Source organism: Streptomyces avermitilis MA-4680 = NBRC 14893 (genome assembly GCF_000009765.2).
In the GTDB taxonomy this organism is placed as follows: Bacteria; Actinomycetota; Actinomycetes; order Streptomycetales; family Streptomycetaceae; genus Streptomyces; species Streptomyces avermitilis.
In genome coordinates this window covers 6061780-6087656 of record NC_003155.5, presented here as the reverse complement: position 1 = coordinate 6087656, position 25877 = coordinate 6061780, and the positions used below count along the sequence as shown (strand labels likewise).

Here is a 25877-nt window from a genome sequence, read left to right as displayed (position 1 = left end):
GGCTGCTCCGGCCGCGGCTACGCGGCTGCTCCGGCCGCGTCAGTCGTCGAGCCCCTCCGCCGCGCGCTTCTCCCGCAGATCCATGATCGCGCGGCGGCGGGCGAGACGGTGGGTGCGGCGGATCTGGGCCTCCTGGTAGCGGCGCTTGTCGCGCTCGGTCTCCGGCAGGACCGGGGGCACGCGGCGGGGCTTGCCGTCGGCGTCGACGGCGGCGAAGACGAGATAGGCGGAGCCGACCTGGGTGGCCGGCGCGGACTCGTTCCAGCGTTCGGCCAGGACTCGTACGCCGACCTCCATGGAGGTGCGGCCGGTCCAGTTGACCTGCGCCTTCACATGCACGAGGTCGCCGACCCTGACCGGCTCCAGGAACACCATCTCGTCCATGGAGGCGGTGACGGCCGGGCCGCCGGAGTGGCGTCCGGCCACGGCTCCCGCCGCGTCGACGACGAGTTTCATGATCACGCCACCGTGCACGGTCCCCAGAAGGTTCGTGTCGTTGTGGGTCATGATGTGGCTGAGGGTGGTCCGGGAGGCGGAGGTGGGCTTCCCGGGGATCTCGCCCGGGCCTTCGCCCGGAGCCGCACCCTGATGTGCGCCCGGAATTTCTGATTCCGCAGCGGTGGCCTGGTGTGTCATGGCCTCCACCTTATGCCGGGACGACAATCGGGAGACTTTGTGTCAGCTTGGCCACAGCACTGACCCGGTTTTCCGGCAACCCTTGTAAGGCATGTGGTCCAGCACTGCACACTGGGCGGCATGAACGATTGGCCCGAGGGAAGGTCCGGCGACAACCGCAGCAACGGTGGCGGCCGCTACGGACGAGGCAGCGCCGGCGCACAGCCCGAGGGCGCGCGCGTGATGCGGCAGGTCCAGCGCGGCTCCGGCGGACCGGGGCCGTACCAGTCCGCGCCGCCGTACGGCGGCGGCGTACCCCAGCAGCCGTCGTACGTCGACGGGCAGGGGTACGACGACGGATACGACAGCGGCTACAACACGGGCCATGTCTACGGCACGCCGAACGGCGGCGGCCCGCAGGGACCGGGCGGCATGGGTACGCGGGGTCCGCGGCCCGCACCGAACTGGCGCCGGCGGATCAAGTGGACCGCGATCACGCTGGTCACGCTGATGGTCGTGGTCTCCGTCAGCACCTACTTCTGGGCCGACTCCAAGCTCAACCGCGAGGTCGACCTCTCCAAGGTCATCGACCGGCCCGACACGGGCGAGGGCACGAACTACCTGATCGTGGGCTCCGACAGCCGCGCGGGCATGTCCGCCGAGGAGAAGAAGAAGCTGCACACCGGGTCCGCCGAAGGCAAGCGCACGGACTCGATGATGATCCTGCACACCGGGGACAACGGCTCCACGCTGGTCTCCCTGCCCCGTGACTCGGACGTGGAGATACCGACGTTCAAGGGCTCCACGTCCGGCAAGACCTACCCGGGCACGGGCCGCCACGTGAAGCTGAACGCGGCGTACGCGGAGGACGGCCCCGAGCTGCTCGTCCGCACGATCGAGTACAACACCGGCCTGCACATCGACCACTACGTGGAGATCGGCTTCGCCGGCTTCGCGAACATCGTCGACTCGGTCGGCGGCGTGGAGATGACCCTGGACAAGGGCTTCAAGGACACGTTCTCGGGCGCCGACTTCAAGGCGGGCAAGCAGACCCTCAACGGTGAGCAGGCGCTGGCCTTCGTCCGCACCCGGCACGCCTTCGCGGCCTCGGACCTGGAGCGCACGAAGAACCAGCAGAAGTTCCTGTCGGCCCTCGCCCACCAGGTGGCGACGCCGTCCACCGTCCTCAACCCGTTCAAGCTGTACCCGACGCTGAGCTCGGGCCTCGACACCCTGATCGTCGACAAGGACATGGGCCTGTTCGACCTGGCCGACATGTTCTGGGCGATGAAGGGCGTCACGGGCGGCGACGGCACGTCCATGAACATGCCGATCTCGGGCTCCTCGGGCGGCAACCTCGTCTGGGACAAGGCGAAGGTCAAGGCCCTGGTGAACGAGCTGAAGAACGACGAGAAGGTGACGGTGTCGGGCAACTGATGACACCCGCCCCGACCCGAGCCCTCGGCGAGCCGCCGTTCGACGCGGTGCTGTGCGACGTCGACAACGTGATCCGGTTCTACGACCCGTCCGGGCTGACCGCTCTGGAACGCGCCGTCGGGCTGGCCGAGGGCACCACGGCCAAGGTGGCGTTCGCCCCGGAGGCGGTCCGGCCGGTGCTGCTGGGCCGGATCACCCCCCAGGAGTGGGTGCTGTCGATCGTGGACGGTCTCACCGGCCTGGTGTCCGGGACACAGGCCCATGAGCTGGGGAAGGCGCTCATCGAGCTGCCTTTTGGGGCCGACGGGACGGTCGTGTCGCTCCTGCGCCGCGCCCGGACCCGGATGCCGCTGGTCCTCGTCACCAACGCGACGGTCCAGCTGGAGGCCGACCTGGCGTCCCTCGGCCTGTCCGATCTCGCGGACCACGTCGTCAGCAGCGCCCGCGTCGGCCTGGTCAAGCCGGATCCGCGGATCTTCGAACTCGCCGCGGCCCGGGCGGGCGTACGGCTCGACCGGTGCCTGTTCGTCGACGACACCCGGGAGAACGTGGACGCGGCGGCCGCCCTTGGCCTGCGCGCCGTCCACTTCCACGAAGCGACGGATCTGGAGCGGGCGCTGGCGCCGCTTCTCTGACCGGCTCACCACCCCATGCGAACGGCCCCCGGCGCGCTGCCGGGGGCCGTGCTGTCTCCGCGGGCCGAACGAAGCCGCCGAGCTGCCGCTAGGGCAGGTTCCTCGCCATGACGATGCGCTGGACCTGGTTCGTGCCCTCATAAATCTGGGTGATCTTGGCGTCGCGCATCATGCGCTCGACCGGGTAGTCACGGGTGTAGCCGTAGCCGCCGAGCAGCTGGACCGCGTCCGTGGTGACCTCCATCGCCACGTCCGACGCGAAGCACTTGGCCGCCGCGCCCTGGAAGGTGAGGTCCTTGTCGCCGCGCTCCGACTTGGCGGCGGCCGCGTACGTCAGCTGACGCGCGGCCTCGATCTTCATCGCCATGTCCGCGAGCATGAACTGGATGCCCTGGAAGTCGGCGATCGCCTTGCCGAACTGTTTGCGCTCCTGGACATAGCCCTTGGCGTAGTCGAGGGCGCCCTGGGCGACACCGAGGGCCTGCGCGGCGATCGTGATGCGGGTGTGGTCCAGGGTCTTCATCGCCGTGGCGAAGCCCGTGCCCTCCTCGCCGATCATGCGGTCCGCCGGGATGCGCACGTTGTCGAGGTAGACCTCGCGGGTCGGCGAGCCCTTGATGCCGAGCTTCTTCTCCGGGGCGCCGAAGGAGACGCCCTCGTCCGCCTTCTCGACCACGAAGGCGCTGATGCCCTTGGAGCGCTTCGTGGGGTCGGTGACCGCCATGACCGTGTAGTAGTCGCTCACGCCCGCGTTGGTGATCCAGCGCTTCACACCGTTGAGGACGTAGGAGTCGCCGTCGCGGACCGCCCGCGTCTTCATCCCCGCCGCGTCCGAACCCGCGTCCGGCTCGGAGAGCGCGTACGAGAACATCGCGTCGCCCTTGGCCAGCGGCGACAGGTACCTCTTCTTCAGGTCCTCGGAGCCGGAGAGGATCACCGGCAGGGAGCCGAGCTTGTTCACGGCCGGGATCAGGGAGGACGACACGCAGACGCGGGCCACCTCCTCGATCACGATGACCGTGGCCAGCGCGTCCGCGCCCGCGCCGCCGTAGCTCTCGGGTACGTGCACGGCGTGCAGGTCGTTGGCGACCAGGGCGTCCAGCGCCTCCTGCGGGAAGCGGGCCTCCTCGTCCACCGCGGCGGCGTACGGCGCGATCTTCGCCTCGGCCAGCGCGCGGATCGCGTCCCGGAGCATGTCGTGCTCCTCGGACGGGCGGTACAGGTCGAAATCAGCCGATCCGGCCAAGGTCTCTCACGCTCCAAGGATGCTAATTACCGTTAAGTAACCCAAATTTTAAGGGCCTGCCCACAGGACGCATACGTGAGCTTGGCGACAGGGGGAAGTTGCCCGGTGAAGCGGCCGGGCATGCCCCGACTATGCTCGGGCACCGCACCCACGGCCGCTGAACTCTGGAGCACCCATGGCCCTCAAGATCACCGTGATCGGCACCGGCTATCTCGGCGCCACACACGCCGCGGCCATGGCCGAGCTCGGTTTCGAGGTGCTCGGTCTCGACGTCGTGCCCGAGAAGATCGAGATGCTCCAGCGGGGCGAGGTCCCGATGTACGAGCCCGGTCTCGAGGAGCTGCTGCGCAAGCACGTCGCCGGGATCGAGGGGTCCACCGGGCGGCTGCGCTTCACCATGGACTTCGCCGAGGTCGCGGAGTTCGGCGACGTCCACTTCGTCTGTGTGAACACGCCGCAGAAGCACGGTGAGTACGCGTGCGACATGTCGTACGTCGACAGCGCCTTCGAGGCACTCGCCCCGCATCTGAAGGCCCCCGCCCTCGTCGTCGGCAAGTCCACCGTGCCCGTCGGCTCGGCGGACCGGCTCGCGGCCCGGCTCGCGGAGCTGGCGCCCGCCGGTGAGGACGCCGAGCTCGCCTGGAACCCCGAGTTCCTGCGCGAGGGCTTCGCCGTCCAGGACACCCTGCACCCCGACCGGATCGTCGTCGGCGTGCGCAGCGAGCGCGCCGAGAAGCTGCTGCGTGAGGTGTACACGACTCCGGTCGCCGAGGGCTCGCCCTTCGTGGTGACCGACTTCCCGACCGCCGAGCTGGTGAAGACCTCCGCCAACTCCTTCCTCGCCACCAAGATCTCCTTCATCAACGCGATGGCCGAGGTCTGCGAGGCCGCGGGCGGCGATGTCGTCCAGCTGGCCGAGGCGCTCGGTCACGACGACCGGATCGGCAAGAAGTTCCTGCGGGCCGGGATCGGCTTCGGTGGCGGGTGCCTGCCCAAGGACATCCGTGCCTTCATGGCGCGCGCCGGCGAGCTGGGCGCCGACCAGGCGCTGACCTTCCTGCGCGAGATCGACTCGATCAACATGCGCCGCCGTGGCCAGATGGTCGAGATGGCGCGCGAGGCGCTCGGTGGCGGATCGTTTCTGGGGAAGCGGGTCGCCGTCCTCGGTGCCACCTTCAAGCCCGACTCCGACGACGTACGCGACTCGCCCGCGCTGAACGTCGCCGGGCAGATCCACCTCCAGGGCGGCCAGGTCACGGTGTACGACCCGAAGGGCATGGACAACGCCCGGCGGCTGTTCCCGACGCTCGGCTACGCCGACTCGGCGGTCGGGGCCGTGCGGGGCGCCGATGTCGTACTGCACCTGACCGAGTGGCGCGAGTTCCGTGAGCTGGACCCGGCGGCCCTCGGCGAGGCCGCCTCGGCCCGCGTCCTGCTCGACGGGCGCAACGCCCTCGACCCGCAGCTGTGGCGCCGGGCGGGCTGGACGTACCGCGCGATGGGCCGCCCCACCGCCTAGCCGGGGCCTGTCGGCCGGACCGGACGAAGGACACCGGTCCGGCCGAGGCTCAGTCGGCCGGACCGGTGTCTGTTGCATTCTGCCCCACCGGGGTGCCCGGCGAGCGGCGACCACCCAACCGGCCGTCCGTAGCGGGCCTGGACGAGGCGCTCGCGGGCCGGATCGGGTTCACGCGGGCCCGGCGGGGCACCCGTGCTGTCTCTGTGTCTGCTGACCGATAGCCGGAGGACGAGATGGCCGCTGTGACCCGTTTCCGCTCCGTCGTGCTGGACTGCCCCGATCCCCGGGAGCTGGCCCGTTTCTACGCCGGGATCGTCGGCGGCTCACCCGAGGACGAGGACCCCGACTGGGTCGTGCTCCAGGTCCCGGGCGGTCCGCTGCTGTCCTTCCAGCGGGCGCCCGGACACACCCCGCCCGAGTGGCCGCGGGCCGACCGGAACTCCCAGCAGTTCCATCTCGACCTCGACGCCGGGGCCACCTGGGAAGAGGTCGACGCGGCCCACGAGAGGGTGCTGGCGCTCGGCGCGCGGCCACTGGATCTGGAGGACGACGTCAAGAAGGACTTCCGGGTGTACGCGGATCCGGCGGGGCATCCGTTCTGCCTCTGCCGGATCGAGGAGTCCTGAGCCCGCTCGACCGTCTCAGCCGTCCAGGTCGGCGCGTCAGCAGTCCAGCTGCCCCAGCGTCGCGTTCGACGGTCCCCGCTTCGCCTGGAGGTCCCGCGCCACGTCCTCGGCCGCGCCCAGCACCCGTACCGCGTTCTGCCAGGTCAGCTTGGCCAGGTCGGTGCTCGACCAGCCGCGGTCGAGCAGCTCCGCGAGCAGGTTCGGGTAGCCGGAGACGTCGCTCAGGCCCTCCGGGGTGAAGGCCGTGCCGTCGTAGTCGCCGCCGATGCCGATGTGGTCGACGCCGGCCACCTCGCGCATGTGGTCCAGGTGGTCCGCCACCGTCGACACGGTGGCCACGGGGCGCGGGTGCGTCTCCTCGAAGGCGCGGTGGACCTTCATGGCCTCCGGTGTGGTGTCCAGGTGGTGGAAGCCGTTCGCCCGCATGTTCCCGTCCGCGGCGGCCGTCCAGTCGACGGCCGCCTGGAGCACGAACTTCGGTACGAACGTCACCATCGCCACTCCCCCGTTGCCGGGGAGCCGCTCCAGTACGTCGTCCGGGATGTTGCGCGGGTGGTCGCACACCGCCCGCGCGGAGGAGTGGGAGAAGATCACGGGCGCGGCCGTGGTGTCCAGCGCGTCCCGCATGGTCGTCGCCGCCACGTGCGAGAGGTCCACGAGCATGCCCTCGCGGTTCATCTCCCGGACGACCTCGCGGCCGAACTCCGACAGACCGCCCACCGCGGGCACGTCCGTCGCCGAGTCCGCCCACGCGATGTTGTCGTTGTGGGTCAGCGTCATGTAGCGCACGCCCAGCGCGTACAACCCCCGCAGCGCGGCCAGGGAGTTGTCGATGGAGTGGCCGCCCTCGGCGCCCATCAGCGACGCGATACGGCCCTCCGCGCGCGCCGCCTCCATGTCCGCCGCCGTCAGCGCACCCCGCAGATCGGCGGGGTGACGGGCGATCAACTGCCGTACGCAGTCGATCTGTTCGAGCGTCGCGGTGAGGGCGCCGGGCAGGTCCGAGCGGACGTACACCGACCAGTACTGCGCGCCGACGCCGCCCTCGCGCAGCCGCGGGAGGTCGGTGTGCAGGTGGGCGCGCTGGTCGGTGGCGATGTCGCGGGCGTCGAGGTCGTAGCGGACCTGGGAGCGCAGGGCCCAGGGCAGGTCGTTGTGGCCGTCGACGACGGGGAACTCGGCGAGGAGTTCGCGGGCGCGCTCCAAAGAGGCCTGCTCCGGCGAGGACATCCGCGTCACTTCCCCGAGCCGAAGCCGAAGCCGCCCGACGCGCCGTCGACCTTGGCGCGCAGCCGCTTGCCCTTCTCGGTGGCCTGGTCGTTCAGTTCCTGCTGGAACTCCCGCATGCGGGTGAGGAGTTCCGCGTCGTGCGCGGCCAGCATCCGCGCGGCCAGCAGGCCCGCGTTGCGCGCGCCGCCGACGGAGACGGTCGCGACCGGGACACCGGCCGGCATCTGCACGATCGACAGCAGCGAGTCCATGCCGTCGAGGTACTTCAGCGGGACGGGCACGCCGATGACGGGCAGCGGGGTCACGGACGCCAGCATGCCGGGCAGATGGGCGGCGCCGCCCGCACCCGCGATGATCGCCTTCAGCCCGCGCTCCGCCGCCTGCTCGCCGTACGCGATCATCTCGTGCGGCATCCGGTGCGCGGAGACGACGTCCACCTCGTACGGGATCTCGAACTCGTCGAGGGCCTGCGCTGCGGCCTCCATGACGGGCCAGTCGGAGTCCGACCCCATGACGATGCCAACTACGGGTGCGGTCATTCGGTGATCGTGCCTCTCAGGTAACCGGCTGCGTGACGGGCGCGCTCGAGGACGTCGTCCAGGTCGTCGCCGTAGGTGTTCACGTGGCCGACCTTACGGCCGGGCTTCACGTCCTTGCCATACATATGGATCTTGAGCTGGGGGTCGCGGGCCATGCAGTGCAGGTACGCGGAGTACATGTCCGGGTAGTCGCCGCCGAGGACGTTCGCCATGACCGTCCACGTGGCGCGCGGGCGCGGGTCGCCGAGGGGGAGGTCGAGGACCGCGCGGACGTGGTTGGCGAACTGGGACGTGATCGCGCCGTCCTGGGTCCAGTGGCCCGAGTTGTGCGGGCGCATCGCCAGTTCGTTGACGAGGATGCGGTGGTCGCCCTCGGCGGTCACCGTCTCGAAGAGCTCGACGGCCAGGTGACCGACGACGCCGAGTTCCTTCGCGATGCGCAGGGCCAGCGCCTCGGCCTCGAGGGCCAGCTCGTCCGAGATGCCGGGCGCGGGTGCGATCACCGTGTCGCAGACGCCGTCGACCTGCTGGGACTCGACGACGGGGTAGGCGACCGCCTGCCCGTGCGGCGAGCGCACGACGTTCGCCGCGAGTTCCCGTACGAAGTCGACCTTCTCCTCGGCGAGGACCGGGACGCCCGCGCGGAAGGGGTCCTCGGCCTCCTCGGCCGAGCGCACGAACCACACCCCCTTGCCGTCGTAGCCGCCGCGGACGGTCTTGAGGATGACGGGGAAACCGTCGCCCTCGGCCGCGAAGGCGGCGACGTCGTCGACGTCGCGCACGATCCGGTGCCGCGGGGACGGCACCCCGATCGCGTCGAGCTTCGCCCGCATCACGCCCTTGTCCTGGGCGTGCACGAGCGCGTCAGGCCCCGGGCGGACGGGGATGCCGTCCGCCTCCAGGGCCCGTAGGTGCTCGGTGGGTACGTGTTCGTGATCGAAGGTGATCACATCGCACCCCTTCGCGAACTCGCGCAGCGTGTCGAGGTCGCGGTAGTCGCCTATGACGACATCGCCGACGACCTGCGCCGCGGAATCCTGAGGGGTGTCACTGAGGAGCTTGAACCTGATGCCGAGCGGGATGCCTGCCTCGTGTGTCATACGAGCGAGCTGACCCCCGCCGACCATGCCGACTACCGGGAACGTCACGCTCCAAGAGTATCGGCCGCGCCATAGTGGCCGGTTTCGGTACCTGAGGGTGCCGCTTCCGGGGCCGCCCATGGGTGGGTCTTTGCGTGGCCGTGTGCCGGTCCACAGGCACGGCACACGGTCGCTGGTTAGCATGGCTGGGTCGACGAAACGCTCGACGCATCCGACCGACAGGGGCTGGCTACACGATGGGCAGTGGCTCCACGGGCCTCAAGGACAAGCCCCACGGCTCCGTGCGACGGCAGTTCGACCAGCTCACGCGCGAGATCGCGAAGTTCGGCGCGGTAGGTGGCGCGGGCCTGCTGGTCAACCTCCTCGTGTTCAACCTGGTACGCAGTGTCACCGGCCTCCAGGTCGTCCGCGCCAGTGTGATCGCCACGATCGTCGCGATCATCTGCAACTACATCGGCTTCCGCTACTTCACGTACCGGGACCGTGACAAGAGTGGCCGCACCAAGGAACTGACGCTGTTCCTGCTGTTCAGCGCGGTGGGCCTGGTCATCGAGAACGGTGTGCTGTACGTGGCGACGTACAGCTTCGGCTGGGACAGCCCGTTGCAGAGCAACATCTTCAAGTTCCTCGGCATCGGCCTCGCGACGCTCTTCCGCTTCTGGTCCTACCGCACATGGGTGTTCCGCACGCTGCCGGCCCGGGAGGCCATAGCGAGTGCGGAATCGTTCCTTGAGGAGGAACCCGAGCGACCCCGGCCCGGGTCCAGCCCCCGGATCCGCTAGGCCCTGTCGTCACCTTCCCGTCTGCCGGGCGACCGGAGCGGGCCCGGACTTGGAAGGTTCCCGGCCCGCGTGCATACTGACTTCATGCTCGCGCACCCGACCTTCCTCTTTACCTATGGCAACCGGCCCACCGGCTGCCATGGTCGTGCTGCTTGAGCCACTGACAAGCGACTTCCCAGGCGCCCCGGGCCGACAAGGCCCGGGGCGTCTGGCGTTTCCGGGTCCTGCCGATCCGGGGCACCCCTTCCCACAGAGGAGCCCCACCATGGCCGAAGTACTCGACAGGACCGGCGCCCGTACCGTCGAGGCCGCCGATGTCATCAGCGGTGCCCGTGAGCGCATCGACTCCCTCGACGACCGGATCATCGGGCTCGTCCAGGAACGGATGGCCGTGTCCGCCGTCATCCAGGAGGCGCGGATCGCGTCGGGCGGCCGCCGGGTGAACCTCTCCCGCGAGATGGAGGTCCTCGGCCACTTCAGGGACGCCCTCGGCAAGCCCGGCACCTCGCTGGCCATGACGCTGCTCGAACTGTGCCGGGGCCGCATCTGAGAACGGCGCGGGCCCGGGTACGACGGGTGTCCGGCGTACCCGGTGCGTACGCCGTCTCACCCGTACGGCGCGTGACCGGGCCGCGTGGGCTTCGTTGGTCCCGATGTCCGTGCCAGCCAGGGGCGGGCTCGCAAGAACCACGCGTGGCTCCGAATGGAGCGATGAGGCGCACGGATCGTGCTGTGCGTCGTGGGACCTCGCTCCAGGGTTGTGACCGGACGGCAGGGGACAGCAGCCCGGTCACCCAAGTACGGTCGGCTCCGGGGACGCCCGGGGCCGGCCGGCGGAATCTGTTCAAGGGCGGTCGAGACGGTTGCGAAGGCCGCGGACCATCCAGCACGATGCGTAGAACAGCCCGTACGGCGGCACAGCCCCGGCGGCCATGGCGACAACCGGGCCGTCCCCAGTCCGGGTCCCGGTCCCGGTCCCACAGCAGACAACCGCAGACACACGCATCGCACCGCCTGACTGCCAATGGTCGACACCATGCGCACGCCCCGAGTGCGCCGGGCGCACGACGGCGGCCGTTCCAGGTGATCGAGATGATCGGGTCGACCCGGGTTCAAGCGGCGCAACCCCCCGGCGCCGCTTCCCAGGCACCGGCGCTGCCCTGACGTCGGTGCTGACGAAGAAGGGCCCCGCGGACGGATCCGCGGGGCCCTTCGCCCGGTCTCGCTCCGGCGGACGCCCGCGCTCAGGCCGTCGCCTTCTTCAGCTTCTTGAGCTTCTTCAGCTGGGCGTCGACGATCGCGGACGGGACCTTCACCTTGTCCCCGTCCAGCATGTTCATCGCGGTGAAGGTGACGACGGTCGTGCCGACGCGTACGACGGTGAAGGTCGTCGGCACCGAGGCGCCCTCGATCGAGCCGAGGAGCCGGTACGCGACGGACTCGTCGCCGAGACCCGGGTCCTTGAGCACCTTGACCCCGGAGTACTGGTAGCCGGTGTGCTCGTACTTGGTGCACTTGCCGGTCGACGTGCGCAGACCGTCGAGGACCTGCTCCGCCTCGCCGGAGCCGTACGCGAGGAGCGCCAGGGAGGTGACCGAGGCGTCGAGGTCGTCCTTGGCGGCGAAGCTGCGGCCCACGGCGGCCCGCGCGGCCGGGTCGCTGGTGAACAGGAACATGTCCGCGACGGGCTGGCAGGCAGCCGGGTCCGCCGGTACGGAGTCGAGGCCGATGTCCGACGCGGCCGTCTTCTTGACCCCGTAGCCCTTGACGTCACCGGACGCCAGGGCCGCCTTCTCCAACTCGGCCCGGGTCAGCGCCCCGCTGCCCGCGGGCGATGCCTTCGGGTCGGCCTGGGCCGCCTCCGAGCCCTTGGCCTTCGACGGCTTCGCCCCCTTGCCGCCGTCACCGCCGCCCCCGCCGCACGCCGCGGTCAGCCCCAGCGCGGCCGCCACCGAGACGGCCACCGCGATCCGCGACACCTTTGACTTCACGTTTCCCACCCTCACGCATCCTTCGACATGGCCCCCGTCGTGGCCCGGCGCGACAGGATCGCACAGACTTCTGGCGCGTGACATCGGCCGTCGGCGGCGGAGTCGACCCGTATTCCCATGTGACTCAGGACACATGGGAATTCCGTGAAGGGGAGGGCAACCCTTTACTCATCTCACCGGTCACACATAAGAACCAATGGCCACATCCGTGCCCAGCGGCGCTTGAAACAGAAGAAGGACCTGGGCTCGGAGGGGGGCACAGGTCCTTCTTCTTGCCCGGACTTCTTGCCCGGAGACCTTCTGCCCGGGAAGGGGCCGCTACTCCTTCGGCGGCACCGTCGGCATCCCCAGGAACGGCAGCCTGAGCGCGCCGAACGCGTCCGCCGGGACCGCCGGGTGCCGCGGCTCCACCGGCTTCAGGCGTTCGTACGCCGCTCCCTGCGCCGGACGCGGGTCCGCCTCGCCCTTGTTGGGCCAGTACGACATCGCCCGCTCGGCCTGGGCCGTGATGGTGAGCGACGGGTTCACGCCGAGGTTCGCGGAGACCGCGGCGCCGTCGACGACCGAGATACCGGGGTGGCCGTACAGCCGGTGGTACGGGTCGATGACCCCCGACGCCGGCGAGTCGCCGATCGGGCAGCCACCCAGGAAGTGCGCGGTCAGCGGTGTTCCCATCAGCTCGCCCACGTTGCTGCCCGGGAATCCGTTGATCTCCTCGGCGATCACGGTCGCGGCCTGCGAAGCCGCCCTGATCTGCTTGGGGTTGGGCGCGCCGTGCCCCTGGCGTGCCGTCAGCAGGCCCTTGCCCGCGCCCTTCGGTTTCAGATACGTCGTCAGGGAGTTGTCCAGCGACTGCATCACCAGGCCGATGATGGTCCGCTCGGACCAGCGGCGGTTGGAGAGCGAGCGGGCCACCAGCAGCGGGTGTTTCGCCGCGTTGGCCAGCCAGGCGAGCAGCCGCGAGGAGCCCTCCGCGTAGGGGACCTGGAGGATGGACAGGCCGCCCATCGCGTTCGAGCCCCGGCCGTAGCGGACCGGCTCGATGTGGGTGTTCGCGTCGGGGTGGATGGAGGACGTGATGGCGACCCCGCGCGTGAAGTCGACCGTGGGCTCGCCGTGCGCCTTGCGGTAGCGGCGGGAGTCGGTCTGCGCGCCGACCAGCGCCTCGGAGTTGGTACGGGTCAGCTCGCCCAGCCTGCCGGACAGGTAGGGCAGTTGACGGCCCTCCTTCATCCGGTGCAGCAGGGTCTGCGTGCCGTACGTACCGGCGGCGACGACCACCCGCCGCGCCTTGAAGGTCCTGCCCCGGCCCTTGCGCTTCTCGTCGGTGGGCAGGGTCTGGACCGCGTACCCGCCCTGCGAGTCGTCGGTGACCGCGACGACGGTCGTCATCGGGTGCACGACGGCGCCGGCCCGCTCGGCGAGGTGGAGATAGTTCTCGTTGAGGGTGTTCTTCGCCCCGTGGCGACAGCCCGTCATGCACTCCCCGCACTCGGTGCACGCCTTGCGGGCGGGCCCCGCGCCGCCGAAGTAGGGGTCTTCCACTTCGCCGCCCGGCTTGGCCTTCGCCGTCCCGTCCGCGTCCTGCCCGTCGCCGAAGAAGACACCGACCGGCGCCATGTGGAAGGTGTCACCGACGCCCATCCGCCCGGCGGCCGCCTTGAGGTGGACGTCCGACGGCGTCATGGTCGGGTTGAGCCGCACGCCCAGCATGCGCCGCGCCTGGTCGTAGTACGGCTTCAGTTCCTCCTGCCAGTCGGTGATGTCCTTCCACTGCGGGTCGTCGAAGAAGGCCTTCGGCGGTACGTAGAGGGTGTTCGCGTAGTTGAGGGAGCCGCCGCCGACCCCGGCGCCCGCCAGCACCATGACGTTGCCCAGGAGGTGGATGCGCTGGATGCCGTACATGCCGAGCCTGGGCGCCCACAGATAGTTCTTGATGTCCCAGGAGTTCTTGGGCAGCGACTCGCGCGTGAAGCGGCGGCCCGCCTCCAGCACGCCTACGCGGTAGCCCTTCTCGGTGAGCCTGAGGGCCGTGACCGACCCGCCGAAGCCGGAACCGACGACGATGACGTCGTAGTCGTACGGGTAGCCCACCGGCGGTTGGGCAGAGTTCTCCTGTGGCACGTGTTCTCCTCGCTGCGGGTCGTCCGTGGTCGCTCGCGCAGTTCCCCGCGCCCCTTACGGGGCGCTAGCGCAGCCGGAGCGCCTTCATCGCCTTGAGGCTGCGGCTCATGAACTCCGCGTACTTCTCGTCGTCCATGCCGAGCGACGGCGCCATCGGCAGCAGCCGCTGGTGGGCGACGGTCTGCGCCTCGGTGTACTTGAGGATGCCTTCGGAGCCGTGGCGGCGGCCGAGGCCGGAGTCCTTCATGCCGCCCATCGGCGACTGGACGCTGCCGTACGCGGGCGCGTAGCCGTCGTTGACGTTGACCGTGCCGGTGCGCAGGCGGGCCGCGACCGCGCGTCCGCGCCGGCCGTCCTTCGTCCAGACGGACGCGTTGAGGCCGTACGGCGTGGAGTTGGCGAGTTCGACCGCCTCGTCCTCGGTCTTGAAGCGGTAGAGGGAGACGACCGGGCCGAAGGTCTCCTCGGTGCACACGGACATCGGGGCCTCGACACCGTCGAGGATGGTGGGCTCGTAGAAGTAGGGGCCGATGTCCGGGCGCGCGACGCCGCCCGCGAGGAGCTTCGCGCCCTTCGCGACGGCCTCGTCGACATGCCGGGTCACGGTCTCCAGCTGGCGCTCGCCGACCAGCGAGCCCATGTCGGCGCCGTACGCGAGGGACGTGCCGAGCCGCATCGCCCTGGTCCGGGCGGCGAAGCGCTCCGCGAACGCGTCGGCGACGGACTCGTGGACGTACAGCCGCTCGATGGAGATGCACAGTTGCCCGGCGGAGGAGAAGCAGGCGCGGACGGCGCCGGCGGCCGCCTTGTCGATGTCGGCGTCCTCCAGGACCAGCATGGCGTTCTTGCCGCCGAGTTCGAGGGAGACGCCGACGAGCCGGGCGGCCGCGCCCTGGGCGACCTCGCGGCCGGTGCGGGTGGAGCCGGTGAAGGAGACGTAGTCGGCGTGCTTGACCACCTCGGGCCCCACGACCGGGCCTTCGCCGATGACGACCTGGAAGACCTCGGCGGGCAGCCCGGCCTCGATGAGCAGGTCGCGCGCCCACAGGGCGGTGAGGCAGGTCTCGGTGTCGGGCTTCATGACGAGGGCGTTGCCCGCGACGAAGGCGGGCAGCGCGTCGCCGACCGACAGCTCCAGCGGGTAGTTCCAAGGGGCGATCTGGCCCACGACCCCCCGCGGGTGGCGGAGTTCGGTGACGCGCGTGAGCGTCGGCATGGCACCGGCGTGCCGCTTGGGCTTCAGGTACGCGGGCGCCTTGCGGCCGTAGTGCCGGGCGGCGACCGCGACGGCCTGCACCTCTTCGTGGGCGTGCAGCCGGGCCTTGCCCGTCTCCAGCTGGATGAGGTCGAGGACCTCGGCCTGCCGGGCCAGCACCAGGTCGTGGAAGCGCAGGAGGACGGCGGCGCGCTGCCGTACGGGCGTCGCGCCCCAGGCGATCTGCGCGGCACGGGCCCGCTCGAAGGCGGTCGCGACGTCCTCGGGGGTGGACTCGGGCAGGTCGGCCAGCTTTTCGCCGGTGAACGGCGTGTGGTTGGCGGTACGGCCGGAGCCGACCACTCCCTTGGTGAGCTGGGCGACCAGCTCCGGCGTGACCACGTCGGCGGCGGTACGGGCGCCCGCGGGGGCGGGAGCGAGGGGATTGGTGCCGGTCGTGTCGTCGGTGCCGGTCTTTTCCGGGGCCTGCGAGTCCGTCATGAGCGGCAGCGTATGCCCGGCCGGAGACTTTGGGTACCCGTCGGTAACGCGCTTTCACGGAGTGCGCACATGGCGCCAGTGATCAGTGGCAACGAATGGGCTGATCAGGGGGTTGTCCGATGCCGGCCGGTGGATGTCCGATGGTCGGCCGGTGGTCGGCCGGTGGATGGCCGGTGGTCGGCCGGTGGTCGGCCGGTGATTTCCGACGGTTGTCCGGCGGGGACCGGACAGACCACGGCTTTCAGCGAGGCGTCCCCGCACCCCGCGCGCGCCCCTTCGGCAGCGCCGTGCGCCCCACCGTCGCCGCGAGCTTGCGCAGTCTGCGCCAGTCCAGTGGGGGTTTCGCCTCGGGCACCCCGGGCCGGTCACGGGGGACCCGTACCCGCAGGGCCCCCGGCTCGATACGGCATCGCACGGGCGTGGGCAGGACCAGCGCCTCCCCGTCGACGCCCACGTCGATCTGCGGGCGGTCGGCGTCGACGAGGACCTCGCGGGCGGTGAGCACCGTGAGGCCGGTCGCGTGCCGGCCGAGCAGCAGCCCGGCGGCCTCGGCAGCGCTCTCCACCTTGATGCCCAGGACGCCGAGCACCCCGGACTCCAGGCGCTCACGTCGGCCGAGCCCGGCGGGGTCGTCCATGCGGTACGGGTTGTTGCTGATCAGCAGGGCCTGGGGCGCCTCGATCACGGCGTCCTGCGCACGGGCGGTGAGCTGCGGGCCGCGCTGCCCGGTCAGCAGGTCCGGCAGCAGTTCGAGCGTGGTGCCCACCTTGTCGTCGCGGTACGCGGGACTCTGCACGACCGCCGCGTACGCGCCGAACGAGGCGTTGTTCACGAACGGATGCTCTCCGGCGAAGCCGAGGTCCACCCGTAGTTCGACCCCGTCGGCGAGTGCGTCCAGGCAGGTCGAAGGATCGTCCCGGTCGAGCCCGAGGTCCAGGGCGAAGTGGTTGCGGGTACCGGCGGAGACGACCAGGAAGGGGATGTCGTGCTCGGCGGCGACGGCGGCGACGAGCGCCTGCGTACCGTCTCCGCCTGCGACGCCGAGCAGGTCGGCTCCGTTCGCCACGGCTTCCCTGGCGAGCGCGGCGACGTCTTCGGGTTCGGGCCTCTCGGGATCGAGCAGATGGACGCGCGCCCCGAGCCGCTCCGCCTTCTCGCGCAGCCCGAACCGTTCGACCTTCCCGCCGCCGGAGCGCGGGTTCATCAGGAAGAAGGCCCGCTCGGGAGCGGGCGTCTCGTACTCGGTCACCCGCACGTGGTGCGAGCGCGTACTGCTGAGCGCGGTCTTCCCGGCCCAGACGGCCACGCTCCACAGCACGAGCGACACGACGACGACCCACAGCAGTTGCGCCGCGTGGAAGAGCACGATGACGCCGACGGGCGAGCCGACGGCCAGCACCGCGGCCGCGGCCCGGACCACACCCCGGCGCGTGAGCACCCACCAGAGCGCGGCCGCGGTGACCACCGCGCCGAGCAGCCCGGCCCCGACGAGCAGCAGGCTGCCGACCCCGGCGGTCACGACGGGCAGCACCACGGCGAGCACGGCAGCGCCCAACGAGCCCCGGGCCGCCCACCGCTGCGCCGCATGGTCCCGTTCTTCCAGCACCACACCCACGGCCGTCGCCTCGCCTTCCGGTCACGCCCTGATCATGCGGTCGTCATGCGGTCGTCAGGGGCATCGTAGGGCGCGGGAGCCTGTCGCCCGCCGTTCCAGCGCGGTCACGCCGCGGCGACTCGATCGGCGGCGGGCGGTCCGATCTCGCACCACAGCAGCTTCCCGCCCCGCCCGAAGAGGCCGCCCCCGAGCGGGTACCCACCCCACGCGTCCGCGTAGTGGCATACGAGGAACAACCCACGCCCGCCGTCGGCCTCGACGGGGGCAGGGTGGACGGGGTGCGGCGGGCCCGGGCGCTTGTCGAAGGGGGGCGGGATGTGGGGGTTGGCGTCCCAGACGCTCACCCGGAGCCGGGCGCCGGCCAGGGCGCGGAGGCGGAGGGTGGCGGGGCCGGTGGTGTGGCGGTAGGCGTTGGTGACGAGTTCCGAGGTCACCAGCTCGGCGGTGTCGGTGAGCCCGGTCAGCCCGTGCCCGGCCAGGACCGCCCGGAGAGTGACGCGGGCGATGCGCGGGGCACATCGGTCGTGGGGCAACTGAAGCACGTACGCCCAAGATGGGGACGCTTCGGACTTCGGCGGGGATACGGTGACCATGAACGCCTCCTGCGGTGGCGGTACTTGGGTTTGCTCTCCGGCCCCGGCCGGGCGGTGGCATGTCGCGTGCGTGCGTGCGTTTGGGCAGGCAGGGCGGTGCGCTTCCGGCTTACCGGTGGGGTCAGTTGAGCGGCTTGAGACTCACCGTAAGGGTGGCCGTAGAATGGTTTCTACGGAATCTGCGGATGCATCCGACGTTCCACTCGTGTGGGTGACCCGCGCATTGCTCATGGCAAGGGAAGTGGAAACACATGCCGCCACGGCAGACACCCACGGCGCGCCAGCTCCGTCTGGGAGTTGAGCTGCGCAAGCTGCGTGAGGGCGCGGGACTCACCGCCCGAGAGGCCGGCGAGATGATCGGCGCCAACCAGGCCGGGATCAGCAACATCGAGACAGGCCGCTTCGGGCTCAGCGAGCAGCGCATTCGCACCCTCGCCCATAACTACGACTGCACCGACGAGCCTTTGATCGATGCCCTCGTCGCCATGGCAGCCCACCGCGAACGCGGCTGGTGGGAGGAGTACCGAGACACCCTCCCGCCCCGCTTCCTCGACGTCGCGGAGATGGAGCACCACGCCAGGGCCCTGCGGGTGGCCCAGGTCATCAACATCCCCGGCCTGCTCCAGACCCCGGAGCATGCCCGCACTCTCTTCCGCCAGGTGGTCCCGGCCCTACGCCCGCACGAGATCGAGTACCGCATCTCCCACCGCATCAAGCGCCAGGCCGTCCTTTACCGCGAGCAGGCACCGTCGTACACGGCGATCGTCCACGAGGCCGCGCTGCGCATGCGGTTCGGAGGCCCCGAGGTGTCCCGGGCTCAGCTGGACCACATCATCGAGGTGAGCGAACAGCCGCACATCACCGTGCGGGTCATCCCCTTCGACGGCACCGTGTTCCCCACCGTCGGCCATGGACTCGACTACGCCTCCGGGCCCGTTCGCGCACTCGACACCGCGCAGCTCGACGCAGCCCACGGCAGCGAACTCATCGACGCCCCGGCACAGTTGACCAAGTACCGACTGATCCTGGACCGCATGGAGAATGCCACCCTTGAGCCGGATGAGTCCCGCGACCTCATCCACCGCATCGCCCACGCCGCTTGAAGGACGACCCCGTGACCGAACTCAACTGGCAGAAGTCCACCTACAGCGAGGAAGCCTCTTCCTGCGTCTACCTCGCCACCACCCCCACCGGAACGATCCTCCTCCGCGAAAGCGACGAACCGGAGATCGTCCTTAACACCGGCACCCGCCAGCTCAGTGCCCTGATATCCGCCCTGCGGAATCGGGCCGCCCTGTAAATTCCTGATTGAAGGAGGAACCCCACCAGTACCTCCGTACCTGGAGAGGGTGCGTCCTCGCCGCCCGGGAAATCCTCATTCCTAAAGCGTTTGACGCCTGCTCGACCTACGCTTCATAGTCTCTTCACCGCGGGCGCCCAGGCAGTCCGCGGTGACGTCACAGCAGGTGGGCGGGGATTTTCGGTCAACTGTCGGCCGAATTTCGATGCCGCTCGACCGACCCGACCTGACGATGCAATTTCGGCCATTGACTGGATCAAGGACGCCGCTGCGAAGTTCGACCTGAATCCTGGGCACTGCGTCCGGGCAGCCCGAGCCGGCCGCCCCGGCAGGCGGGTCGGGTCAGGTCCGCCCGTTCTTCACCGTCACCAATGACCTTGCCCTCAAAGTCGGCTGACCTTCTCTCACCTCATACCGCTCCTGTTCAGAAAGATCACTGCCATGCATAGACCCGCTCGCTCCCGCGCCGCCGTCGCCGTCATCACGTCCATACTTTCCCTTTCTCTGGCGACCGGCTGTTCCGGGACCAAGTCGGACAGCGCTGACGACGGCTCCGGCAAGGGCTCCCGGTCGACCGGGGCGGCCAAGGCCCTGAGCAAGCCCGAGTTGGCGAAGTCGATCATCGCCCAGGGCGACGTCAAGGGGTACAAGGTCGGGTCCGCCGACCGGGCCGACGCGGCCACGACTTCCAAGGACGACATCAAGGTCGTCGACGAGAAGTGCGAGCCGCTCGCGTACGTGCTGAGTGGCTTCGCTCCGGGGGACTCGACGGCGTACGTGAACCGCCAGGTCACCGAGAAGAAGGCTGCGCCGAGCGCGGCGTCGGACCTCTCCGAAGACGCGACGGAAGAGGAGTTCGAGGATGCCCTCACCGAAGGAATGAGCGTGTCGGTGACCATCGTCTCGCTCTCCTCGTACGAGGGGGACGGCGCCGAGAAGGCCACGACCTCCGTCTCCGACGCACTCGACGCGTGCGCGAACGGGTTCAAGGTCTCCTCCGACGGCGACAGCCAGAAGTTCACCAAGGTTGCCGAGGAGAAGAGCTCCGGCGAAGGTGACGATTCGGTGGCGTTCGCGGTGACCGGGGACATGGACGGTGACACGGGCACGGTGCACGGCGAGGTCGTCCGGCGCGGCAGCGTCGTCGCCACGTACTACACGCTCAACCTGGGGGCGATGATGTCCGGGAAGGCGTACGACATCCCGGCCGAGATCATCGCGGCCCAGACCTCAAAGATCAGCTGAACCCCGTCGGGTTGGGGTCCACCGCCCCGGTGGACCCCAGCTCACAGCTTGTCGACGTCCAGGTTCGCGATCGCCGTCTTCGCCACCTCGCGGCCGCGCTCGGTGAAGTCGCCCTTGCCCGGATAACTCACCGTGAGTTTGTACATGTTGCCCGCGGAGTTCTTGTAGTAGAAGATCCGCACCTCGCGCGGGCGGGGGTTCTGGCTGTCGGTGGTCGTGTAGACCACCGTGTTCTCGGCGGCCTTCTTGCCCTGGTACGAGGTCTCGGCCGTGCGCGTCTTCGGTTTCTCCGGCATGGAGAGTTCGTACGCGCCGCTCTCCTTGAACTCCCCGTTCTCGGCGTACATCTCGGCCGCCGCGGAGTCCTTGATCTGGTTGCTGGTGTCCTCGGACTTCTTCGCCAGGTGCAGGCCGATCCAGATGCTGCCGCTCCAGTCGCTGTACGTCACCCAGTTCTTGTCGGTGTCGCTCTTCTCCGGCCTGCTCACCTGGTAGTCCGCCGGTACGGCCAGCGTCGCGTCCAGCCTCGGGACCTCGCGCTGCTTCCAGGTGTCCGGCAGCGGGCCCGCGAAGGGATCCGCGATCACCAGGTACGCCGCCACCGCCGCCGCGACGACCGCCGCACCGAGGCCGAACAGCGCCTTGCGGCCCACCCGGAAGCCCTTGCCGCCGGGGCCCGCGATCTGCACGACCTGCGTCTGCTGCGGCGGCCTGGCGGCGTCCTCCAGGAGGCGGCGGACCTCGGCCGCGTTCGGGCGGCGCGCCGGGTCCTTGTTCAGCAGTCCGTTGATGACCTGCGCCAGGGTTCCCTTCGCCGCGGCCGGGGCAGCCGGCGTGGCGTTGAGGACGGACTGGAGCGTCGCGGGGGTGTTGCTGCGGCGGAACGGCGAGACGCCCTCCGCCGCCGCGTACAGCACCACGCCGAGGGACCACAGGTCGCTCGCCGGCCCGGGGCGCTGGCCCAGCACCCGCTCCGGCGCGATGTACTCGGGCGAGCCGACGAAGCCGCCGGTGTCCGTCAGATTGGTCTCGCCCTCGATCTGGGCGATGCCGAAGTCGGTGAGGACGACCCGGTCGTGCCGGCCGAGCAGGACGTTGTCCGGCTTCACGTCGCGGTGCAGGATGCCCGCCGCGTGCGCGGCCTCCAGCGCGCCGAGCACCTCCAGGCCGATTTTCGCCGTCTCACGCGCCCCGAGCGTGCCCTCCTGGAGCGCGGCGCCCAGCGAACGGCCCTGCACCAGCTCCATCACGATCCACGGCCGGCCGTCCACGACCGCCACGTCATGGACGTTCACGACCGCCGGGTGGTCGAGGCGGGCCGCGGCGCGTGCCTCGCGGCGCATCCGCTCGAACACGTTGGCCCGTTCACGCTCGGGAAGGTGGTCCGGGACGCGCGGCTCCTTGACCGCGACCTCACGGTCCACCGTCTCGTCCTTGGCCCGCCACACCGTGCCCATGCCACCGTGGCCGAGCTTGGCGAGCAGCCGGTAACGACCGGCGATGAGGCGGCCGGTGCCGGGTTCGCCGGGCGGCGTCTCGGGCATCGCCTGCGGGGGCATCTGCTGCGTGGGGTGTGCATGCGCGTGTGCGTGCGACTGGGGCTGGGGTTGCGGCTGCGGCTGCGGCTGCGGCTGCGGCTGCGGCTGCGGCTGCGGCTGCGGCTGCGGCTGCGGCTGGGCGTACGGGTTTCCCGGGTGCGGGACACCCGGACGCGGTGGTTGCAGACCGAAACTCGTCGGCTCGTCGGCCCCGTAGGAGACTCCCCCGTTGTTGCTCATGCCTCCATGCTTATCGCGGCAAGCGCTTCGCCAGCCAGCCGCGTCCGTTTCCAGTCACAGACTCGTGACGCGGAGCGCCCTTTATGGCCCGCATATCCCGCATTGCGGAATTACGAAACTGCGAACGTGTCCACCGCGACGTCGAAGTACTCCTTCGCCTCTCGCACCTTGCCGACCGGCGCCGACACCCACACGTCGTACATCCGGCCGCCCTCCTCCCAGCACAGGTCGTACGTGTGCCGCGGCCCCTCCGCCGTGCTGAAGCCGTTCCAGGTGAACTCCCAGAGCGCGGCCGGGTGGTCGCCGTGCGTGGTCTCGGTGACCCGGCCGTCGCGGTAGCCGGGGTTCGTGGACGGCCCCTTGGTGTCCGCGTGCCGCATCACCGCGAGCGGTCCGCCCACCGCCGGGTCCGCCGTCCTGATGCCGATGCGGAAGATCTGCCCCGGGGACATGTAGAAGATCCGCTCCCCCTGGGGTACCCGGGTGAATCCCTCGGGCACCGCGAGCGAGTACCCGTTGGTGTCATGGGTCAGCCCGTATCCTGAGGGCGCATTGTGGGCGCCAGCCGTGTCCGACGAACGCGTCGCGGTCACGGTGGGCGCGGGGGTCGGCGTCGACGACGGCCGCCCGGCCGAGGACTAGGCGGACCGCGAGGGGCCGGTGCTCACCGAGGTCCGCGGCCGCGAACTCGTGGGCCCGGGACCGCCGCCGTCCACGCCCTTGTGCATCAGCAGCGCGGCGGCCGACACGCCCGCCCCGGCCATCGCCGCGACCAGCGCGGCCGCGATCAGCACCCCGCGCCTGGAGTGCCGGGCGGCTTGCGCCGCCGTGGCCGCCGTGGGCGTGGCCTCCGGCTCCTGCCGTGGCGGCGCGTCGGCGTGCAGTGCCTGCGCGCGCGGCACGTCCCGCTGTGTCGGCGTGTACCCGGCCCCCGTCGGCACCCGTGGCGTACGGCCCGTGTCCAGAAACTCCCGCAGCAGCCGGGCCGCCTCCGCCGCGTCCAGACGCCGGTCCGGATCGCGCTCCAGCAGCCCTCGTACGACCGGAAGGATCGGTTCGGCCTGGGCCGGCGGCCGGATGTCGTCGACGACCACCGCGTGCAGGATGCCGCCCAACGAGTCGCGGCGGAAGGGCGATTCACCGCTCAGGACGGTGCACAGCAGCGCGCCGAGGGACCACAGGTCGGATTCCGGCCCTGTCCTGACGCCGGACATCCGCTCGGGCGCGGTGTACTCAGGCGACCCGACGAACGACCCGCTCTCGGTGAGCGTCGTGGCACCCGCGACCTGGGCGATGCCGAAGTCGGTGAGGACGACCCGGTCGCTGTCGGCCTCCAGAAGGACGTTGGCGGGCTTGAGGTCGCGGTGCAGGACCCCCGCGCCGTGCGCCCGCCCCAGCGCGCCCAGCAGGTCGATGCCGATGCGTGCCGCCTCGCGCGCGTCGACCGGGCCGTCCGCCGAGATCCGGTCGGCGAGCGAGCCTCCGCCGATCAGCTCCATCACGATGTAGGGGCGTTCGTCGTCCACGACGACGTCATGGACGACGATGATGTTCGGGTGGCTCAACTGGGCGACCGCGCGGGCCTCGCGCAGGGTGCGCTCGCGCTGTAGCCGGGCCTCCTCATCGGAGAGCGAGGTGTCGAAGGCGAGTTCCTTGACCGCCACCTGCCGGCCGAGCAGCTGGTCGGTCGCGCGCCATACGACGCCCATGCCGCCCCGGCCGATCCTGGCATCCAGCCGGTAACGGCCCGCGATGACGCGGACGTTCTCCCCCTCGGTCCCCATGCGCCCCATCATGCCGCACCGGACGAAAGCCCTCCGGGTAGCGACGGGTGAGTGGCCGACAAACGACGTGACCGGTGCGTTTCGTCAGTGCGCCATGTGCGCCCCGTGCGCCTCATGCGCCCCGTGCGAGCCCGTGTGTCCGGCGGCCGAGCCCGTATGTCCGGCGGCCGCGCCCGTGCGTACGGCGACAGCGCCCGTGCGTCCGGCGGCGGACCGCCCGTCAGGCGCTCTTCGGCCGCCAGCTCTGGAGCACGGTCGTGAACTGCTTGCGTGTGGTCGCCCAGTCCTCCGCGGGCGAGGACATGTAGATCGCGTACTCGACCCCGTCCCGGGAGACGTAGGTCTCCTCGATGGCGCGGCGCGGTCCGGGAAACTCTATGTCCTTGGCCAGCGCCGTCCACGTGTACTCCCAGAGGGAACCCCTGCGGTCACGGTACGTGTTGACCTCCATGCCCACCCGCTTGTAGTCGACCAGCCGCTGGAGCTGCTGCTCCAGGTCGATCTGGTGCTGGTACGGGTCGCTGAAGTCCGGGGAGTCGTCGATGGCGATGCGGATGAAGTGCTTGCCGCGGTCGGGCGTGTAGTCGATCTGCTTGAGGTCGCCCTGGATGCCGTAGACCTGCCGCTTCCAGCCCTTGGGCAGGGACAGGCCGAAGCCCACGGGGTCGGTCACCGGAACCCAGTTGTCGGGGACGGCACCGGCGGTGGTCTCCGGGTGCGTACTCGCCGCGGCGCTGCCCTTGTCCTGGCCCGTGCCCTTGTTCCAGTCGTCCGCGTATTTCATCGCCGCCGCGCCGCCACCGCCGACGAGTGCGGCGAGCACGAGGGCGATGACGGCCGTACGGCCTCGGCGCCGTTTCCGGGGCACGGCGGGCGCGGCCGAGGCGGTCGCGAACGCGGAGCCCGTGACCGGCTCGCGCGGGGTGGCGTCGGCCGGGTCCACCCCCTGCGCCCCCTGGGGCCGCGGCACATGGGTGGTGGTGTTCCCCTGTCTCAACTCCCCATGGAGCGTCCCCACATATGCCTGCGCCGCCCGCGGCCGCCGCCCCTCCGCGGCCTCGGCGAGCATCTGCTCCGCCTCGTCGGAACCGGGGCGCTCGGCGGGTTCCTTGCGCAGCAGGGCGGTGATGACGGGAGCAAGGGCACCGGCGTACTGCGGCGCGCCGGGCTCCTCGCCCACCACCGCCTGCATGGTCGACAGTGGCGAGGTCCGCCGGAACGGCGACTTCCCCTCCACCGCCGCGTACAGCGTCGCCCCCAGTGCCCACAGGTCGGAGGAGGGCCCGGGGTCGTGGCCGCGCACCCGCTCGGGCGCCAGATAGTCGACGGACCCGACGATCTCCCCGGTACGCGTGATGGTCGTGTCGCCCTCGACCTGCGCGATCCCGAAGTCCGTGAGCAGCACGCGCCCGTCGGTGGCGAGGAGTACGTTGCCGGGCTTCACGTCGCGGTGCAGTACGCCGGCGGAGTGCGCGGCCCGCAGTCCGCGCAGCACCCACAGTCCGATCCGGGCCGCCTCGACGGGCTCCACCCGTCCCCGCTCCTTGACCGCGTCGGCCAGCGAGCCGCCCTCGACCAGCTCCATCACGATCCACGGCCGGTTGTCGTGCTCCAGGACGTCGTGAACCGTGACGACGGCCGAGTGGTTGATCCGCGCGGCCGCCCGCGCCTCGGCGTTGGTCCGGGCGAGCAGCCTGGGCCGGTCGCTCTCCGAGACGTACAACGCGGCGGTCAGCTCCTTGACCGCGACCGCGCGGTGCAGCACCTCGTCGTGGGCGCGCCACACCCGGCCCATGCCACCGCTGCCGATCGAGTCGACGAGCCGGTAGCGGCCCGCGAGGAGCAGGCCCTGCATCTGATTCACGTTTCCCCGCAATGGTCTTGACAGAGGTCAGACTAAAGAGCAGCCCCCCGCACTGGAAACCGGCGCGGTCGTACGGAGACCGCACTGTGACGGTTCTCCCTTCCTTGTACGGGAGGGAACCATCAGGCATTCAGCGCGTTCCGCCCGCGCGAACGTCG

The 25877-nt window shown here is 70.5% G+C and carries 21 protein-coding genes and 1 pseudogene; 9 read left to right on the top strand and 13 right to left on the bottom strand.

The window, feature by feature from the left end; all coding sequences use genetic code 11:
- Nucleotides 1-39 precede the first annotated feature (39 nt).
- Complete coding sequence (locus tag SAVERM_RS25935) at nucleotides 40-636, bottom strand: acyl-CoA thioesterase (protein ID WP_037647887.1); 597 nt, start codon at nucleotides 634-636, stop codon at nucleotides 40-42.
- 120 nt (nucleotides 637-756) lie between these two features.
- Between SAVERM_RS25935 and SAVERM_RS25930 the strand changes: the two genes are divergently transcribed.
- Entirely contained in the window at nucleotides 757-2052 is a 1296-nt protein-coding gene (locus tag SAVERM_RS25930) for an LCP family protein (RefSeq protein ID WP_037648016.1), read from the top strand.
- The gene (locus tag SAVERM_RS25925; protein ID WP_010986432.1) at nucleotides 2052-2687 is read left to right on the top strand and encodes an HAD family hydrolase; all 636 of its coding nucleotides are present in this window, start codon (nucleotides 2052-2054) and stop codon (nucleotides 2685-2687) included. Before SAVERM_RS25930 ends, SAVERM_RS25925 begins: the two co-directional genes overlap by 1 nt.
- 88 nt (nucleotides 2688-2775) lie before the next feature.
- Here SAVERM_RS25925 and SAVERM_RS25920 read toward each other — a convergent pair whose 3' ends face one another.
- Entirely contained in the window at nucleotides 2776-3933 is a 1158-nt protein-coding gene (locus SAVERM_RS25920; RefSeq protein WP_010986431.1) for an acyl-CoA dehydrogenase, read from the bottom strand.
- Nucleotides 3934-4108: 175 nt separating this feature from the next.
- On the opposite strand from SAVERM_RS25920, the gene SAVERM_RS25915 reads away from it, so the two are divergent.
- Nucleotides 4109-5452, top strand: coding sequence for a UDP-glucose dehydrogenase family protein (locus tag SAVERM_RS25915; RefSeq protein WP_010986430.1), 1344 nt, complete (start codon nucleotides 4109-4111; stop codon nucleotides 5450-5452).
- Between the two features lie 233 nt (nucleotides 5453-5685).
- Nucleotides 5686-6078 carry a VOC family protein gene (locus tag SAVERM_RS25910; protein WP_010986429.1) on the top strand — a complete coding sequence of 131 codons (393 nt, stop codon included), beginning with the start codon at nucleotides 5686-5688 and terminating at the stop codon, nucleotides 6076-6078.
- A gap of 36 nt (nucleotides 6079-6114) precedes the next feature.
- Here SAVERM_RS25910 and SAVERM_RS25905 read toward each other — a convergent pair whose 3' ends face one another.
- From SAVERM_RS25905 to SAVERM_RS25895, 3 genes are read right to left on the bottom strand one after another with little or no spacing between them, the layout of a single operon-like run.
- Nucleotides 6115-7308, bottom strand: a complete 1194-nt coding sequence (locus tag SAVERM_RS25905) for a dipeptidase (RefSeq protein ID WP_010986428.1) — start codon at nucleotides 7306-7308, stop codon at nucleotides 6115-6117.
- Between the two features lie 5 nt (nucleotides 7309-7313).
- A complete protein-coding gene (gene purE / locus SAVERM_RS25900; protein WP_010986427.1) occupies nucleotides 7314-7847 on the bottom strand; it encodes a 5-(carboxyamino)imidazole ribonucleotide mutase in 534 nt (177 codons plus the stop codon).
- Nucleotides 7844-8995: a 5-(carboxyamino)imidazole ribonucleotide synthase gene (locus tag SAVERM_RS25895; protein WP_037647894.1), complete on the bottom strand. Its 1152-nt coding sequence runs from the start codon at nucleotides 8993-8995 to the stop codon at nucleotides 7844-7846. Before SAVERM_RS25895 ends, purE begins: the two co-directional genes overlap by 4 nt.
- A gap of 188 nt (nucleotides 8996-9183) precedes the next feature.
- Here SAVERM_RS25895 and SAVERM_RS25890 point away from each other — a divergent pair, with 188 nt between their 5' ends.
- On the top strand, nucleotides 9184-9729 hold the full coding sequence (locus SAVERM_RS25890) for a GtrA family protein (RefSeq protein ID WP_010986425.1): 546 nt from the start codon (nucleotides 9184-9186) through the stop codon (nucleotides 9727-9729).
- A 265-nt stretch (nucleotides 9730-9994) separates the two neighbouring features.
- Nucleotides 9995-10279: a chorismate mutase gene (locus SAVERM_RS25885; protein WP_010986424.1), complete on the top strand. Its 285-nt coding sequence runs from the start codon at nucleotides 9995-9997 to the stop codon at nucleotides 10277-10279.
- 694 nt (nucleotides 10280-10973) lie between these two features.
- On the opposite strand, the gene SAVERM_RS25880 is transcribed toward SAVERM_RS25885, so the two are convergent.
- The 5 genes from SAVERM_RS25880 to SAVERM_RS25860 form a co-directional block, all read right to left on the bottom strand.
- On the bottom strand, nucleotides 10974-11720 hold the full coding sequence (locus SAVERM_RS25880) for a hypothetical protein (protein ID WP_242432176.1): 747 nt from the start codon (nucleotides 11718-11720) through the stop codon (nucleotides 10974-10976).
- Nucleotides 11721-12038: 318 nt separating this feature from the next.
- On the bottom strand, nucleotides 12039-13844 hold the full coding sequence (locus tag SAVERM_RS25875; RefSeq protein WP_010986422.1) for a GMC oxidoreductase: 1806 nt from the start codon (nucleotides 13842-13844) through the stop codon (nucleotides 12039-12041).
- 64 nt (nucleotides 13845-13908) lie between these two features.
- Entirely contained in the window at nucleotides 13909-15540 is a 1632-nt protein-coding gene (locus tag SAVERM_RS25870; protein WP_010986421.1) for a succinic semialdehyde dehydrogenase, read from the bottom strand.
- A gap of 241 nt (nucleotides 15541-15781) precedes the next feature.
- Nucleotides 15782-17155, bottom strand: coding sequence for a diacylglycerol/lipid kinase family protein (locus SAVERM_RS25865; RefSeq protein ID WP_010986420.1), 1374 nt, complete (start codon nucleotides 17153-17155; stop codon nucleotides 15782-15784).
- Nucleotides 17156-17259: 104 nt separating this feature from the next.
- Complete coding sequence (locus SAVERM_RS25860; protein ID WP_010986419.1) at nucleotides 17260-17748, bottom strand: ATP-binding protein; 489 nt, start codon at nucleotides 17746-17748, stop codon at nucleotides 17260-17262.
- Between the two features lie 251 nt (nucleotides 17749-17999).
- Between SAVERM_RS25860 and SAVERM_RS25855 the strand changes: the two genes are divergently transcribed.
- The 3 genes from SAVERM_RS25855 (at nucleotide 18000) to SAVERM_RS25840 (ending at nucleotide 20293) form a co-directional block, all read left to right on the top strand.
- A complete protein-coding gene (locus tag SAVERM_RS25855) occupies nucleotides 18000-18851 on the top strand; it encodes a helix-turn-helix domain-containing protein (protein ID WP_010986418.1) in 852 nt (283 codons plus the stop codon).
- An 11-nt stretch (nucleotides 18852-18862) separates the two neighbouring features.
- Nucleotides 18863-19048, top strand: coding sequence for a DUF397 domain-containing protein (locus tag SAVERM_RS25850; protein ID WP_010986417.1), 186 nt, complete (start codon nucleotides 18863-18865; stop codon nucleotides 19046-19048).
- A gap of 441 nt (nucleotides 19049-19489) precedes the next feature.
- Complete coding sequence (locus tag SAVERM_RS25840; RefSeq protein WP_010986416.1) at nucleotides 19490-20293, top strand: hypothetical protein; 804 nt, start codon at nucleotides 19490-19492, stop codon at nucleotides 20291-20293.
- A gap of 41 nt (nucleotides 20294-20334) precedes the next feature.
- Here the strand turns inward: SAVERM_RS25840 and SAVERM_RS25835 are convergent, their stop codons facing one another.
- The 3 genes and pseudogenes from SAVERM_RS25835 to SAVERM_RS25825 form a co-directional block, all read right to left on the bottom strand.
- Nucleotides 20335-22071 carry a serine/threonine-protein kinase gene (locus SAVERM_RS25835; RefSeq protein WP_010986415.1) on the bottom strand — a complete coding sequence of 579 codons (1737 nt, stop codon included), beginning with the start codon at nucleotides 22069-22071 and terminating at the stop codon, nucleotides 20335-20337.
- Nucleotides 22072-22181: 110 nt separating this feature from the next.
- Nucleotides 22182-23855 (bottom strand): annotated as a pseudogene (locus SAVERM_RS25830) (serine/threonine-protein kinase).
- 220 nt (nucleotides 23856-24075) lie between these two features.
- Nucleotides 24076-25710 carry a serine/threonine-protein kinase gene (locus tag SAVERM_RS25825; RefSeq protein WP_037647899.1) on the bottom strand — a complete coding sequence of 545 codons (1635 nt, stop codon included), beginning with the start codon at nucleotides 25708-25710 and terminating at the stop codon, nucleotides 24076-24078.
- Between the last annotated feature and the right edge of the window lie 167 nt (nucleotides 25711-25877).